The 13,766-nt window shown below is 71.4% G+C and carries 15 protein-coding genes; 9 read left to right on the top strand and 6 right to left on the bottom strand.

The window, feature by feature from the left end:
* Positions 1–13: 13 nt before the first annotated feature.
* Positions 14–1,228 carry an acetyl-CoA C-acetyltransferase gene (locus EKO23_RS00805; RefSeq protein ID WP_134713078.1) on the bottom strand — a complete coding sequence of 405 codons (1,215 nt, stop codon included), beginning with the start codon at positions 1,226–1,228 and terminating at the stop codon, positions 14–16.
* Positions 1,229–1,297: 69 nt separating this feature from the next.
* Positions 1,298–1,918 (bottom strand): TetR/AcrR family transcriptional regulator, encoded by a 621-nt coding sequence (locus tag EKO23_RS00800; RefSeq protein ID WP_134713076.1) that lies wholly within the window; start codon positions 1,916–1,918, stop codon positions 1,298–1,300.
* Positions 1,919–2,064: 146 nt separating this feature from the next.
* Between EKO23_RS00800 and EKO23_RS00795 the strand changes: the two genes are divergently transcribed.
* A complete protein-coding gene (locus EKO23_RS00795) occupies positions 2,065–2,262 on the top strand; it encodes a hypothetical protein (RefSeq protein WP_134713074.1) in 198 nt (65 codons plus the stop codon).
* A 46-nt stretch (positions 2,263–2,308) separates the two neighbouring features.
* Positions 2,309–3,181, top strand: coding sequence for an acyl-CoA thioesterase (locus tag EKO23_RS00790; protein WP_134713072.1), 873 nt, complete (start codon positions 2,309–2,311; stop codon positions 3,179–3,181).
* A 12-nt stretch (positions 3,182–3,193) separates the two neighbouring features.
* Here the strand turns inward: EKO23_RS00790 and EKO23_RS00785 are convergent, their stop codons facing one another.
* On the bottom strand, positions 3,194–3,610 hold the full coding sequence (locus EKO23_RS00785) for a globin (protein ID WP_134713071.1): 417 nt from the start codon (positions 3,608–3,610) through the stop codon (positions 3,194–3,196).
* Positions 3,611–3,702: 92 nt separating this feature from the next.
* On the opposite strand from EKO23_RS00785, the gene EKO23_RS00780 reads away from it, so the two are divergent.
* Positions 3,703–4,128 (top strand): OsmC family peroxiredoxin, encoded by a 426-nt coding sequence (locus EKO23_RS00780; RefSeq protein WP_134713069.1) that lies wholly within the window; start codon positions 3,703–3,705, stop codon positions 4,126–4,128.
* 112 nt (positions 4,129–4,240) lie between these two features.
* Here the strand turns inward: EKO23_RS00780 and EKO23_RS00775 are convergent, their stop codons facing one another.
* A complete protein-coding gene (locus EKO23_RS00775) occupies positions 4,241–5,290 on the bottom strand; it encodes a mechanosensitive ion channel family protein (RefSeq protein ID WP_246050830.1) in 1,050 nt (349 codons plus the stop codon).
* Positions 5,291–5,352: 62 nt separating this feature from the next.
* On the opposite strand from EKO23_RS00775, the gene EKO23_RS00770 reads away from it, so the two are divergent.
* Both EKO23_RS00770 and EKO23_RS00765 read left to right on the top strand, forming a co-directional pair.
* A complete protein-coding gene (locus EKO23_RS00770) occupies positions 5,353–5,739 on the top strand; it encodes a hypothetical protein (protein ID WP_134713067.1) in 387 nt (128 codons plus the stop codon).
* Positions 5,726–6,112 carry a DUF5130 family protein gene (locus tag EKO23_RS00765; protein ID WP_246050829.1) on the top strand — a complete coding sequence of 129 codons (387 nt, stop codon included), beginning with the start codon at positions 5,726–5,728 and terminating at the stop codon, positions 6,110–6,112. The genes EKO23_RS00770 and EKO23_RS00765 overlap by 14 nt, the downstream gene beginning before the upstream one ends.
* Positions 6,113–6,211: 99 nt before the next feature.
* Here the strand turns inward: EKO23_RS00765 and pepN are convergent, their stop codons facing one another.
* Positions 6,212–8,758: an aminopeptidase N gene (pepN, locus tag EKO23_RS00760; RefSeq protein WP_134713063.1), complete on the bottom strand. Its 2,547-nt coding sequence runs from the start codon at positions 8,756–8,758 to the stop codon at positions 6,212–6,214.
* 205 nt (positions 8,759–8,963) lie between these two features.
* Between pepN and EKO23_RS00755 the strand changes: the two genes are divergently transcribed.
* On the top strand, positions 8,964–9,563 hold the full coding sequence (locus tag EKO23_RS00755; protein ID WP_134713061.1) for a DsbA family oxidoreductase: 600 nt from the start codon (positions 8,964–8,966) through the stop codon (positions 9,561–9,563).
* A 51-nt stretch (positions 9,564–9,614) separates the two neighbouring features.
* Here the strand turns inward: EKO23_RS00755 and EKO23_RS00750 are convergent, their stop codons facing one another.
* A complete protein-coding gene (locus EKO23_RS00750) occupies positions 9,615–10,289 on the bottom strand; it encodes a GOLPH3/VPS74 family protein (RefSeq protein WP_134713059.1) in 675 nt (224 codons plus the stop codon).
* A gap of 426 nt (positions 10,290–10,715) precedes the next feature.
* On the opposite strand from EKO23_RS00750, the gene metG reads away from it, so the two are divergent.
* Genes metG through EKO23_RS00735 form a run of 3 tightly spaced genes read left to right on the top strand, consistent with a single transcriptional unit; the run spans position 10,716 to position 13,717 of the window.
* Complete coding sequence (gene metG / locus EKO23_RS00745) at positions 10,716–12,518, top strand: methionine--tRNA ligase (RefSeq protein WP_134713057.1); 1,803 nt, start codon at positions 10,716–10,718, stop codon at positions 12,516–12,518.
* An 18-nt stretch (positions 12,519–12,536) separates the two neighbouring features.
* Positions 12,537–13,415: an alpha/beta hydrolase gene (locus tag EKO23_RS00740; RefSeq protein ID WP_134713055.1), complete on the top strand. Its 879-nt coding sequence runs from the start codon at positions 12,537–12,539 to the stop codon at positions 13,413–13,415.
* Positions 13,416–13,450: 35 nt separating this feature from the next.
* Positions 13,451–13,717, top strand: coding sequence for a hypothetical protein (locus tag EKO23_RS00735; RefSeq protein ID WP_134713053.1), 267 nt, complete (start codon positions 13,451–13,453; stop codon positions 13,715–13,717).
* Positions 13,718–13,766 lie beyond the last annotated feature (49 nt).

The following is a 13,766-nucleotide window of genomic DNA, read 5'->3' as shown; positions in this document are numbered from 1 at the left end:
GTCCGGGCCGGGGTCAGACCCGCTCGAGGATCAGGGCCATGCCCTGGCCGCCGCCGACGCACATCGTGATCAGGCCAGTGCTCTTGTCGTGCCAGTCCAGCGAGTTGAGCATCGTGTTCTGGAGCCGGGCGCCGGTCATGCCGAACGGGTGGCCGATGGCGATCGCGCCGCCGTTGACGTTGAGCTTGTCGAGGTCGATCCCGAGGTCCTGGTACGACGGCACGACCTGCGCCGCGAACGCCTCGTTGATCTCGACCAGGTCGATGTCGCCGATCGACATGCCGGCGTTGGCGAGGGCCTTCTTCGTCGCCTCGACCGGGCCGAGGCCCATGATCTCGGGGGAGAGGCCGGACACGCCGGTGGAGACGATCCGCGCCAGCGGGGTCAGCCCGAGCTCGGCGGCCTTGGTGTCCGACATGACGACCACCGCGGCGGCGCCGTCGTTGAGCGGGCAGCAGTTGCCGGCGGTGACCACGCCGTCGGGCCGGAAGACCGGCTGGAGCTGCGACACCGCGTCGTAGGTGACGCCCGCGCGCGGGCCGTCGTCGGCGGTGACCACCGTGCCGTCCGGCGTCGTGACCGGCGTGATCTCGCGCGCCCAGAAGCCGTCGGCGATGGCTTTCTCGGCGAGGTTCTGCGACCGGACGCCGAACTCGTCGAGCTCCTTGCGGTCGAGGCCGCGCTGGCTGGCGAGGTTCTCCGCGGTCTGACCCATCGCGATGTAGGCGTCGGGGAGTGCCCCGCCCTCGCGCGGGTCGTGCCACACCTGGCCGCCCTCCGCCTGCTTCTCGGTCCGCGCGACGGCGTCGCCGAAGAGCGGGTTCTGGGTGCCGGGGATGTGGTCGGAGGTGCCGTTGCGGAAGCGGGACACGGTCTCCACGCCCGCGGAGACGAACACGTCGCCCTCGCCGGCCCGGATCGCGTGGAACGCCATCCGCGTGGTCTGCACCGACGACGCGCAGTAGCGGGTGATGGTCGCAGCCGGGACGGTGTCCATCCCGTTGATCACGTTGACGACGCGGCCCATGTTGAAGCCCATCTCGCCGCCGGGGAGGCCGCAGCCGAGATAGAGGTCGTCGACGTCCGCGGGCTCCAGGGCCGGAACCTTCGCCAGCGCCTCCCGGACGATCAGGGCGGCGAGGTCGTCGGGACGGAAGTCCTTGAGCGACCCCTTGTTGGCGCGCCCGATCGGGGTGCGGGCGGCGGAGACGATGACGGCTTCGGGCATGCGGAGACTCCGTTCGACGGGGCGGGCCGCACCGGACCGCCGCGGTGGATCGCTGGGGACGACGCCACCCTAGCCCCGGGCGCCGCCCGCGACCGTGTGGGATTCCTCATGGCCGGTGACCGCGCCGAGGAGCAGCGCGACGCTCTCCTCGACGTACGGGCGGCGTCGTGTGGCGGGCTGGAGCAGCGCTCCCATGAGCACCCCGTCGAGCGCGGCCACCAGCGTCGCTGAGCGGTTCTGGCCGCGGTCCCGACCGGCCTGCTCGAGGATCCCGTCGACGGCGTCGACGAGCTCGCTGCGCCAGGTCGTGAAGACGGCGGCGAGCTGGGGGTCTCGAGTGGCCTCCATGGTGAGCTCGAGCTTGGCGACGAGGAGCGCGCGCGCATCGAGCCAGCGCAGGAACAGCTCCGAGGTCAGCTCGACGGCCCGCTCGTGGTCTCCCGTGCAGCCGGCCAGCTGATCCCTGAGGGCTCGGACGTCAGTGGTGAGCCGGCTCGCGACGTAGCTGCCCAGGGCGCTGATCATGGCGTGGCGAGTCCGGAGGTACGCCGAGCAGCTGCCCTCGGGGAGTCCCGCCTGGCGGTCCACGGCGCGGTGGGTGAGCCCACGCAGCCCGTGGGCGGCGACCACCTCGATCGCGGCGTCGACGAGCAGCCGGCGGCGCGGGCTGAGCTGGTCGGCCTCGAGCATCCGGTCCTCCTGTCCTGACGGCCTGTCCCTGGCGACGGTCGACGTCCGGGCGCCTGTGGTTCAGAACACTATCGGCTGGTCTTGCCACGGCCTTTCTACAGATGTAGTTTCTACATACGTAGAGAACATCCGAGAGGAGAACTGCCATGACCTTCGAGCTCTTCGACCCCGCCGTCGTCCGCCTCTTCGTCGGCCTGGTCGCCGTCGTCGCCCTGGTCGGCCTGGTCGGTGTCGCGACCCTCGCCGCACCCGGTGTGCGAACCCTTGCCCGGCACCGCACGACCCGCCGCTCGCGCCGCCAGTCGCTGCGCGACTACTACGGACACGTCACCCACGCCCACTGAGCAGGACCCGCCCGGCGCCCGCCGGGCGGTCTGACACCATCGGGGGGTGCGCCACGTCTACGAGTGCCCCGTCCGCTGGGCCGACCTCGACCTGCTCGGCCACGTCAACAACGTGACGTACGTCGACTACCTGCAGGAGGCGCGGGTCGACATGCTCCTGACCCACGCGCCCGACAGCCGGGCCGAGGACCTGGCCGAGGGCGTGGTCGTGGTCCGGCACGAGGTGAGCTTCGTGGCGCCGATGACCTTCCGGCTCCACCCGGTGAAGATCGAGTCCTGGGTGACCGACATCCGCGCGGCCTCGTTCACGATGGCCTACGAGATCTATGACGACGCCGACGACGGTGGCCGGACCGTCTACGCCCAGGCCAAGACCGTGCTCACGCCGTACGTCTTCGCCGACGAGCGTCCCCGCCGGATCACCCCCGACGAGCGGGCGACGCTCGAGCGGTTCCTCGGCGACGACCCGCTGGCCACGGTCCGCGAGCGCAGCGAGCCGAAGCAGCTGGCGGGCGGGCACTACCCGCTGCACGTCCGGTTCTCCGACGTCGACGTCTACGGGCACGTCAACAACGTGAAGTACTTCGAGTACTTCCAGGAGGCCCGGATCCGCTACCTCATGAGCGTCTGGGAAGCCGCCGCCCCGGGCGACCGCGAGGTCCCGCTGGTGATAGCGCAGATGGACGTCGACTACAAGGTGCCGATCCTCTTCCGCCCCGAGCCGTACGACGTCCACAGCTGGGTCTCCGCCGTCGGCCGGTCGTCGTTCGTCGTCCAGTCCGAGATCCGTGACGGCGACACCTTGCTCAGCCGGGCCCGGGTCGTGGCGGTCACCTTCGACGCCGCCACCCAGCGGGCGGCGCCGGCGCCCGAGGCCTACCGGGAGCTGCTCCGGGCCGAGCTGGCCCGCACCAGCTGAGCGCGCGAGCCGTCAGAGCAGGTTCGGTCCGGCGGGGATGTCCTCGTCGAACGTGTTGACCATGAACTGCGCCGCGTGCGTGACGTAGTCCCAGAACTGCTGGTCCTGCTCCGGGGTCAGGTCGACCGCGTCCAGGCCCGCGCGGAAGTGCGTCAGCCAGTGCTCCTTGGCGCGCGGGGTCACCGCGAACGGCGCGTGCCGCATGCGCAGCCGCGGGTGCCCGCGCTGCTCGGAGTACGTCGTCGGGCCGCCCCAGTACTGCACGAGGAACATCCGGAAGCGCTCCTCGGCCGGGCCGAGGTCCTCCTCGGGGTAGAGCGGTCGGAGCACCGGGTCGGTCGCGACGCCCTCGTAGAACACCTCGACGATGCGGTGGATGACGTCGTACCCACCGATCTCGTCGTAGAACGTCGTCGCCTCACTGGTCACCCGACCATTGTGCAGATGCGGCCCACCGGTTCCGAATCGGGCGTGGAAGACTCGCAAGCGACCACCCGCACCGACGAAGGAGCGATTCGCAGATGGCTACCACCCGCACCGCCACGACCCGCTGGGAGGGCTCCCTGTTCGAGGGCGCCGGCAAGACGACGTTCGAGTCCAGCGGTCTCGGCACGTACGACGTCTCGTGGCCCGCTCGCGCCGAGGAGCCGAACGGCAAGACCAGCCCCGAGGAGCTCATCGCAGCCGCCCACTCGGCCTGCTTCTCGATGGCCTTCTCCAACGGCCTCGCCAAGGCCGGCACCCCGCCAACCTCGCTCGACACCAAGGCGGACGTCGAGTTCACCCCCGGCACCGGAATCACCGGGATCCACCTCACCGTGACCGGCACCGTCGAGGGGATCAGCGAGGAGGACTTCGTGGCCGCGGCCGAGGACGCGAAGGCCAACTGCCCGGTCAGCCAGGCGCTCACCGGCACCACGATCACCCTGTCGGCCTCGCTGGCCTGAGCGACCACGCGACGTACGACGGCGCCGGCTGGGACTCCCCGGACCGGCGCCGTCCTGCGTCCGGCTCCGGCCGAGCGGCCAGGTCTTGTGGGTCGAGCGGCCAGGTCTTGCGCTAGGACGTGGCGACGTCGCCGGCCGACGACTCCTGCGGCTCGCGCACGCCGGCCGACGGCGTGGCCGTGTCGCGGTGCCAGATCACCTGGTGCGGGTAGGGGATCGCGATGCCCTCGTAGTCGAAGCGGGCCTTGATCCGCTGCCGCATCTCGCGGGCGACCGCCCACTGCTCCATGGGCGCGGTCTTGAGGGTGACCCGGACGGTGACCCCCTCCGGACCGATCGCCTCGACGCCCCAGACCTCGGGCTCCTCGATGATCAGGCCCTTGAACTCCTCGTCCTCCCACAGGTCGTGGGCGACGTCCTTGAGCACGCTGCGGACCTTGACCAGGTCCTCGCTGTAGTCGACGCCGACGTCGAGCACGGTGCGCGCCCAGTTCTGGCTCATGTTGCCGACCCGGATGATCTCGCCGTTGCGGACGTACCAGACGGTGCCGTTCACGTCGCGGAGCCGGGTCACTCGCAGGCTCACCGCCTCGACGGTGCCGCTGGCCTCGCCGAGGTCGACGACGTCACCGACGCCGTACTGGTCCTCGAAGATCATGAAGATCCCGGACAGGAAGTCCTTCACCAGGCTCTGGGCGCCGAAACCGAGGGCGACGCCGAGGATCCCGGCGCTGGCGATCAGCGGTGCGATGTCGTAGCCGAGCTCCGAGATCGCCATGATCATCACGATGGTGAAGATCACACCGGACGAGATGCTCTTGAGCAGCGTCCCCATGGTGCGGGCCCGCTGCACGCGGCGGGTGGCCGCCGTCGGGTCCGCCTGCTTGAGGGCGGCGCCGACGGAGGTCTGGCCCACCGACATCCGGCTCATCCGACCGGGGAGCACGCCGTCCTCGGCGCGCTTCACGACCCGGTCGATCAGCTTGTTGATCACCCACCGTGCGACGAACCCGATGATGATGAGGCCGGCGATCGCGAGCGGCTTCCCGATCAGCCAGGATGCGGCGTCTGACGCGGTCTCGTTGGCGGTCATCTTCCACATGACGCGGCACGAGAGGTCCTGGTCGGGCGCGCACGCGGCGTATTCCTTGAGTCCGGGCATGGGTAACGAGGCTACGGATCTGGTGGCGCGGGTCAAGTCGGGGAACCGATACCATTCCGGGTGTGAACCCGACCCCCGTCCAGACCTCTGTACGCCGCGCGGCGCGCCGCGTGACCGCCCTCACGTCGCTGGGTCTGGTGGCCGCCGTGACGCTGCTCACGACGCCCGCCCACGCGACCGGGACGCCCGAGGGGTGGAGCAACCCCGAGAAGGTCGACCCGGCGTATGCCATGGCCCTGCTGATCGGCGGCCCGATCCTGCTGTTCGTGGTGATCACCTTCCTCGTCTACGCACCCGCGCTGGCACGTGGCGAGCGGGTGGCTCCCGGCGCGGCCGAACCGGAGAACGAGTGGTTCGGCGGCCCGCGCCAGGGTGTCGAGGCGGCCGACAAGGTCGACGTCAAGGAGCTCGAGGGCAAGGGAACGGGTGGGGCAAGTGGCCGCTGGTGATCACCTCTCCGCCCGCGACCGGCAGCAGATCGACAAGGCGATCCGCCGGGCCGAGACGCAGTGCCGCTACGAGATCTCGGTCTTCGTGGGCGCCGCGGAGTCCGAGTCACAGCCGTTCGCGCAGCGCCTGCACGCGGCCCTGGCCGCACCCGCCCGCAGCATCCTGGTGATGGTCGACCCGGTCGCCCGGCTGCTCGAGATCGTCACCGGGGCCGACGTGCGCCGCGACCTCCGGGACAGCGAGGTCGAGCTGGTGGTCCTGGAGATGCAGTCGTCGTTCGCCACCGGCGACCTCCTCGACGGCCTCACCCGGGGCATCAACATGCTCGCCGAGCACGCCACGCCGCAGCGCACCCTGCACGCCGAGGCCTGAATTCGCTGACCCGGCACAAGATGTGCCGGCTCGCCGCTCCTGAGCCACGCTGACCCGGCACAAGATGTGCCGGGTCAGCGACGTGAGGGGAGTGGCCGGTCAGCCCTGCGCGTCCCGGGCCTGCCCGGCGAGGTAGCGGGCGACGTCGGCCCGGCCCTCGCGGACGTAGCGGATCGCGCCGGGGTTCGCAGTGGTGGTCTCCAGCCACGCGTCGACCTTGTCCAGCAGCTCCGGCGAGGCGAGCGGCCGCGGGAAGATGAACTCCAGTGCGGTCGACGCCTTGTGCGTGCCCAGCCGCTCCCAGGTGGAGTCGACGGCGTCGAGGTAGCGGTCGACGTACGGCGCGAGCACGGCGTCCTGGCCCGGCGCCTGGAAGGCGAGGACCACCGAGCGGTGCGTCTCGTTCGGCACGTCGTCGCGGACCATCGCCTGCTCCCACGCCTCGGCCTTGGCCTCGGCCGTCGGGCGGGCGGCCCGCGCGGCGGCGGCGTGCTCCTGGCCGGAGATCGTGTTGTCGCGCTGCAGCTCGGCGTCGATCATGTCGGCGTCGGCACGACCGCCCCGGGCCAGCCCGTGCAGCAGCGTCCAGCGCAGGTCGGTGTCGACCTCCAGGCCCTCGAAGGCGAGGGTGCCGGCGAGCAGCCCCTCGAGGTCGGTCAGCGCCTGGTCGCTGTGCGCGGCCGCGGCGAACGCGCGGACGAACGACAGCTGGTGGTCGCTGCCCGGGAGGGCGTTCTCCAGCAGCTTGCGCAGGCCCTGCTCCCAGCGCTCCTTGAGGGCCGGGCGGTTGGCCGGCGCGGAGAAGCTGTTCGCCGCCTGCGCGCCGTAGCCGGGGATCCGGCTCACGCCGAACGCGTCGGTCTCGGTGCCGATGTTGGCCAGCACCAGGTCGACGAAGTCGGAGGCGCTCATCTCGGCGTCGCGGGTCATGTCCCACGCCGCGCCCCAGCACAGCGCCCGGGCCAGCGAGTCGTCCAGGCGGGCCAGGCCGCCGACCACGGTGGCCAGCGAGCGCTCGTCGAGGCGGATCTTGGCGTAGGTCAGGTCGCCGTCGTTGAGCAGCAGCAGGTCGGGCTGCTTCTCGCCGACCAGGTCCGCGATCTCGGTGGCGGCACCCTGGATGTCGACCTCGACGTTGCGGCGACGGACCAGCCGGCCGTCCACGTCGTCGTACAGGCCGATGCCGATGCGGTGCCGGCGCAGGGTCGGGTAGTCCGCGGCCGCGGTCTGCACCACCGAGAACGCGGTGTAGCGGCCTTCCTCGTCGAGCGCGAAGTCGGAGCTGAACGTGTTGACGCCGGAGGTCTGCAGCCACTCCTGGCCCCAGGGGCCGAGGTCACGGCCGGAGGAGCGCTCCAGCGCACCGACCAGGTCGGCGAACTCGGCCGAACCGTAGGCGTGGGCGTGGAAGTACTCCTTGAGGCCGGCCAGGAAGTTCTCGAGGCCGACCCAGGCGACCAGCTGCTTGAGGATGCTGGCGCCCTTGGCGTAGGTGATGCCGTCGAAGTTCACCTCGACCGCGTGCAGGTCGTAGTTGTCGGCGGCGACCGGGTGGGTGCTGGGCAGCTGGTCCTGGCGGTAGGCCCAGTTCTTCCGGGCGTTGGTGAAACCGGTCCACGACTCGTCGAACTCGGTGGCCTCGACGGCGGCGTGGTAGCAAGCCCACTCGGCGAACGACTCGTTGAGCCACAGGTCGTCCCACCAGCGCATGGTGACCAGGTCGCCGAACCACATGTGCGCCATCTCGTGCAGGATCACCGAGCAGCGGAACTCGTAGAACGAGCGGTCCTGGCGGCTGCGGGGGAGGTACTCGTCGCGCAGGGTCACGCAGCCGGCGTTCTCCATCGCGCCCATGTTGTACTCCGGCACGTAGAGCTGGTCGTACTTCTCGAACGGGTAGGGGAAGCCGAACGCCTTCTCGAAGTAGGCGAAGCCCTGGCTGGTCAGCTTGACCAGCTCGTCGCGGTCGAGGTGCTCGACCAGCGACTGGCGGCAGTAGTGGCCGAGCGGGATGGTGCCGTGCTCGCCCTCGTACGTGTCGAGGAACTCGTGGTACTCGCCGGCGACCACGGCGGTGATGTACGTCGACATCCGCCGCGTCGGCGGGAACTCCCACACCGCCTTGCCGTCGCCGAGGTCGCGCGGCTGCGGGGTCGGCGCGTTGGACACGACCTTCCAGTGCTCCGGCGCGGTCACGTTGAACACGAACGACGCCTTGAGGTCGGGCTGCTCGAACGTGGTGAACACCCGGCGGGCGTCGGGGACCTCGAACTGCGAGTAGGTGTAGACGCGGTCGTCGGCCGGGTCCACGAACCGGTGCAGGCCCTCACCGCTGCGGCTGTACGTGCAGTCCGCCTCCACGACCAGCACGTTGTCGGCCTGCAGGCCGATCAGCGCGATCCGGCTGTCGGCGTACGCCGTGCCCGGGTCCAGCTCGACGTCGTTCAGCGTGATCCGGTGCACGGTCGCGCCGACGAGGTCGGCGAACGTCTCGGCACCCGGCTCGGAGCAGGTGAACCGGATCGTCGTGGTCGAGCCGAAGGTGGTCTCGCTGGTCGTGAGGTCGAGGTCGATGGTGTACGACTCGACGGCGAGGATGCCGGCGCGGGTCTGCGCCTCCTCGCGGGTGAGGTTGGTTCCAGGCATGGCCGCATCATGTCACCTGGGTCACAGCATTTTTGCATCGGCAGGATGGGTGAGTGACGGAAGAGGCGGACGATCATCATCGCGTTCCGTCGGGGAGGTGGCCGCGACCTCCGGCGGCTCGGGACCATGTCCCGGCAGGTGGCACGCGTGGTCGGGCTCACCACCTGACCGGGAATGTCTGGACCTTGCCTTGGTTGTACCAAGCATGGACACTGCTGACTTCTGGTTCGACCCGATGTGCCCGTTCGCCTGGATCACCTCCCGCTGGATGCTCGAGGTCGAGAAGGTCCGCGACATCCGCGTCGACTGGCACGTGATGAGTCTCGGCTACCTCAATCAGGACAAGGACATCCCCGACGCGTACCGCGAGATGCTGAAGCCGGCCTGGGGCCCGGTCCGCGTGCTGGTCGCCGCGGCCCAGCAGCACGGCGACGACGTCCTGCTCCCGCTGTACACCGCGATGGGCACCCGGATCCACCTCGAGAAGCAGCCGATCGACCGCGACCTGGTCGTCGCCTCGCTCGAGGAGGTCGGCCTCTCCACCGACCTGGCCGACGCGATGGACTCCACGGAGTACGACGCGGAGGTCAGGAAGTCGCACCACCGCGGCATGGACCAGGTGGGCGACGACGTCGGCACCCCGACCATCGCCTTCAACGGGTCCGCGTTCTTCGGCCCGGTGCTCAGCAGGATCCCGCGTGGCGAGCAGGCCGGCAGGCTGTGGGACGGCGCCGTCGCGCTGGCGGAGTTCCCGTACTTCTACGAGATCAAGCGCAGCCGCACCGGCGAGCTCGACTTCAGCTGAGCACGCTCGGCTGAGCCTGCTCGGCTGGGCCTGGCCCGGGGTGGGTCGGGCCTAGCCTCCGCCGGCGGTGGCCGCCGTCGAGGCCACCACAGCCGCGGAGACCGCCGCGGTCGCCGCGGCGATCGCGTCCCTGACCGCTCTGGCGGCCCAGGCTCCCTCGGAGATCTCCTTTGCGCGCCGCTTCACCTCCGAGGCGGGCACGCCGTCGCGCGGCACCACCTTGTGCGCCCGCCCGATCGCGTGCAGCAGCGCGACCAGGGCGGCGGTCCGCTCGTCCGGGGTCAGCCCCTGCACCAGCGCCGCGGTGAGCCGGCGCCGTACCTCGTCCTCGCGGGCCACGTCCGCGACCGGCCACCGGGTCCGCGGGAACACCCCGAGCACCCGCCCCCGCCGCTCCTCGAGCACGCCCGCGGCCACCAGCCGCCCGGTCAGCGTCTCCTTCAGCCCCTTGCCGAGCCGGTTGACCAGGTCCTGCGCGGACCGCGGCCGCTCGGCCACGGTGGCCAGCGCGTCGACCAGCAGCGGGTCGTCCAGCGCCGGTGTCCCGGTCGGGCGCACCTTCGCCGACCGCCACGCCCCCTCCTTGCGCACCTCCACCGACCCGGCCAGGGCCAGCTCCAGCAGCAGCGCCCCGCCGAGGACGGTGTGCGGGTACGCCGTGGAGGTCAGGCTGCCCTTCTCGTCGTCGAGCAGCAGGAGGAGCAGGTCCTCCGCGATCAAGGGCATGCGCCGAGGTTAGCCCGCACCGCGGCCGTTCCATCCGGCAAGTGGCGGCGGACGACAGGCTCGGACGGGGACGCCGCGTCGTGCCGCACCACTTTCCGTGCACAACCCGGTCGCCCGACGCGGTCGTCCCCAGGCCGCTGTCCGAGCGTCCGGCCTGTGCGTCCCGAGGTCCGTGCCAGCCGGCACCGCGAGGTGTGTCCTGTCCCCGGTCGACGGGGCGCACCGGCGCTGCGCCGCGCGCAGCGGTTCGCCGATGGCCGGGCCGAGTCGCCGTGGAAGACCCTGCTCCGCCTGCGGCACGTGATGTGTGGCATCGATGTTGGGGGGTGTCGTCCGCCGCCACTTTCCGTTGCCGGTGCCGGCGGCCGGGGCCGCGCCCGCAAACCGGTGCGCGCGGTCGCGGTCCAGCCTCCTAGGATTCCCACCATGACCCACGTCCTGTCCGCCGTCGCCTGGCCGTACGCGAACGGCCCGCGCCACATCGGCCACGTGGCCGGTTTCGGCGTGCCCTCCGACGTCTTCAGCAGGTACATGCGGATGCTCGGGCACGACGTGCTCATGGTGTCGGGTACCGACGAGCACGGGACGCCGATCCTGGTCGCCGCCGACAAGGAGGGCGTGACCGCCCGGGAGCTCGCGGACAAGAACAACGCGGTGATCGTGCAGGACCTGCTCGACCTCGGGCTGTCCTACGACCTGTTCACGCGCACGACGACGGGCAACCACTACCTGACGGTGCAGGAGATGTTCCGCACCGTGCAGCGCAACGGCTACATGGTCGAGCAGACCGCGCAGGCCGCGATCAGCCCGTCGACCGGTCGCACCCTGCCCGACCGGTACATCGAGGGCACCTGCCCGATCTGCGGGTACGGCGAGGCGCGCGGCGACCAGTGCGACAACTGCGGCAACCAGCTCGACCCGACCGACCTGATCGACCCGCGCTCGAAGATCAACGGCGAGACGCCGGAGTTCGTCGAGACCCAGCACTGGTTCCTCGACCTGCCGGCCCTCGCCGACGCGCTGGGGGAGTGGCTCGACGAGCGCGAGGCGTCAGGCACCTGGCGGCCCAACGTCATCAAGTTCTCCCAGAACATCCTCAAGGAGATCCGGCCGCGGGCGATGACCCGCGACATCGACTGGGGCATCCCGGTGCCGGGCTGGGAGGACCAGCCGACCAAGCGGCTCTACGTCTGGTTCGACGCGGTGATCGGCTACCTCTCCGCCTCCATCGAGTGGGCCCGCCGCTCCGGCGACCCCGACGCGTGGCGCCGCTGGTGGAACGACCCCGAGGCCCTCGCCTACTACTTCATGGGCAAGGACAACATCGTCTTCCACTCCCAGATCTGGCCGGCCGAGCTGCTCGCGTACGACGGCCGGGGCACCCGCGGCGGCGAGCCGGGGGAGTACGGCGCGCTCAACCTGCCCACCGAGGTGGTCTCCTCGGAGTTCCTCACGATGGGCGACCGGCAGTTCTCCTCCAGCCGCGGCCACGTGCTGTACGTCGGCGACTTCCTGGCGCGCTACGGCCCGGACGCGCTGCGCTACTTCATCTGCGCGGCCGGCCCGGAGACCTCGGACGCCGCCTTCACCTGGTCCGACTTCGTGACCCGCAACAACTCCGAGCTGGTCGCCGGCTGGGGCAACCTGGTCAACCGCACCGCCACGATGATCGCGAAGAACTTCGGCGAGCTCCCGCCGGCCCGCGCCCTCGAGCCGGTCGACGAGGAGGTGCTCGCTGCGGTGCGCGCCGGCTTCGACACGGTGGGCGAGCTCATCGGCCGGCACCGGCTCCGGGCCGCCATCGCGGAGGCGATGCGGGTGGTCGGCGAGGTGAACAAGTACCTCACGGTCACCGAGCCCTACAAGATGAAGGACGAGTCCCAGCGCGAGCGGCTGGCCACCGTGCTGCACGTCGCCGCCCAGTGCGTCGTGGACTGCAACACCCTGCTCGCCCCGTTCCTGCCGCACTCGGCGAACAAGATCCACCTGGTGCTCGGCGGTGAGGGCGAGTTCATGCCGATGCCGCGGGTGGAGCAGGTCGAGGACCTCGACCCCGACCACGGGGCCGGGACCACCTTCTACCCGGTGATCACCGGCGACTACGCCGGGACCCCGTCGTGGACGTCACGGCCGGTCACGGTCGGGGCGAAGGTGGCGAAGCCGACCCCGGTGTTCACCAAGCTCGACACCGCGGTCGTGGACGAGGAGCTCGCCCGCCTGGGCGCCTGACCGGAAGGAGCAGCGTTGGTGCTGCACCCGCAGGCCCGCGCCGCCGTGGCGGCGTCGGCCTCCGTCCCGCCCGTGTGGACGCCCGGCCGCGACATCGCGGCGGCCCGTGCCGCCGACCGCGAGGCCGCGCTGGCCCAGCCCCGTGAGGACGTCGCCGAGGTGCGTGACGTCGACGCCGACGGCGTGCCCTGCCGGGTCTACGTGCCCGCCGGGGCCGCGCCGGGCACGGTGGTGCACCTGCACGGCGGCGGCTTCGTCTTCAACGACGTCGACGTGCACGACGCGGCCGCGCGCCGGCTCGCCAACCGGTCCGGCCTGACGGTGCTCAGCGTCGACTACCGACGGCCTCCCGAGCACCGCTTCCCCGCTGCCCCCGACGACGTCGACACCGTGCTGCGCTGGCTCGAGCGCACCGGCGAGACCGGCCCGGGCCCGACGTACGTCCACGGCGACAGCGCGGGCGGCAACCTCGCCCTGGTGGCCGCGCTCCGCAACCCGGGCCGGTTCCGGGCGGTGGTGCTGATCTACCCGTTCCTCGACCCTTCCGCCGGCTTCGGCAGCTACCACACCGCGGCCGACGGGTTCGGGATCCAGGAGGCCGCCTGGTACTGGCAGCAGTACGCCGGGTCCCCGGCCGACCTCGTCGACCCGGACCTCGCGCCGCTGCTCTCCGACCGGCTCGGCACCCTGCCGCCGGCCCTGGTGGTGACCGGCGAGCACGACCCGCTGCGCGACGAGGGCGAGCACCTGGTCGCCGTCCTCGCGGAGGCCGGCGTGGAGGTGGTCGGCACCCGCTACCTCGGCCAGGTGCACGGCTTCTGGCGGCACGCCGACGTGTTCGACGCCGCGGAGCCGCTCACTCGCCAGGTCGCCGGCTTCCTCCGGCAGCACGCCTGACCCGCGCCCTCGTCGCCGGGCGATAGCCTCGCGCGGTGGCGACGTACTCCTGGGTGAACGGGCGGGTGGCGGTCCTCCTCGGCGTGGTGACCGCGGCGCTGGCCGCGCTCAACGCGGTGCAGCAGGACTGGCTGCCGGCCATCGGCTTCGGCTGCTTCGCAGTCGCGATGGCGCTGCAGGCGCTGGACGACCTGCGCTGGCACGGCCGGCACGAGCCGTGGTCCGGACGGGCCCGCCAGTGGTTCGGCGCGACCACCGTGCTGGTGGCGCTGCTGATCCTCGGCGAGCTGCTGCTCGCCTGACTGACCCGCAGGCCTGGGCCGGCCGGGATGGCGGCCGGCCGGCCCGGGG

The sequence above is a fragment of the Nocardioides guangzhouensis genome (genome assembly GCF_004519545.1).
In the GTDB taxonomy this organism is placed as follows: domain Bacteria; phylum Actinomycetota; class Actinomycetes; order Propionibacteriales; family Nocardioidaceae; genus Nocardioides; species Nocardioides guangzhouensis.
Note: the sequence above shows the minus strand (reverse complement) of the source record. Positions and strands in the feature narration are given on the sequence as shown.

Excerpts from the sequence above, each read along its gene's own strand:
- EKO23_RS00805 (WP_134713078.1), bottom strand. The coding sequence starts at position 1,228 with ATGCCCGAAGCCGTCATCGTCTCCGCCGCCCGCACCCCGATCGGGCGC.
- EKO23_RS00800 (WP_134713076.1), bottom strand. The coding sequence starts at position 1,918 with ATGCTCGAGGCCGACCAGCTCAGCCCGCGCCGCCGGCTGCTCGTCGAC.
- EKO23_RS00795 (WP_134713074.1), top strand. The coding sequence starts at position 2,065 with ATGACCTTCGAGCTCTTCGACCCCGCCGTCGTCCGCCTCTTCGTCGGC.
- EKO23_RS00780 (WP_134713069.1), top strand. The coding sequence starts at position 3,703 with ATGGCTACCACCCGCACCGCCACGACCCGCTGGGAGGGCTCCCTGTTC.
- EKO23_RS00775 (WP_246050830.1), bottom strand. The coding sequence starts at position 5,290 with ATGCCCGGACTCAAGGAATACGCCGCGTGCGCGCCCGACCAGGACCTC.
- pepN (WP_134713063.1), bottom strand. The coding sequence starts at position 8,758 with ATGCCTGGAACCAACCTCACCCGCGAGGAGGCGCAGACCCGCGCCGGC.
- EKO23_RS00755 (WP_134713061.1), top strand. The coding sequence starts at position 8,964 with ATGGACACTGCTGACTTCTGGTTCGACCCGATGTGCCCGTTCGCCTGG.
- EKO23_RS00750 (WP_134713059.1), bottom strand. The coding sequence starts at position 10,289 with ATGCCCTTGATCGCGGAGGACCTGCTCCTCCTGCTGCTCGACGACGAG.
- metG (WP_134713057.1), top strand. The coding sequence starts at position 10,716 with ATGACCCACGTCCTGTCCGCCGTCGCCTGGCCGTACGCGAACGGCCCG.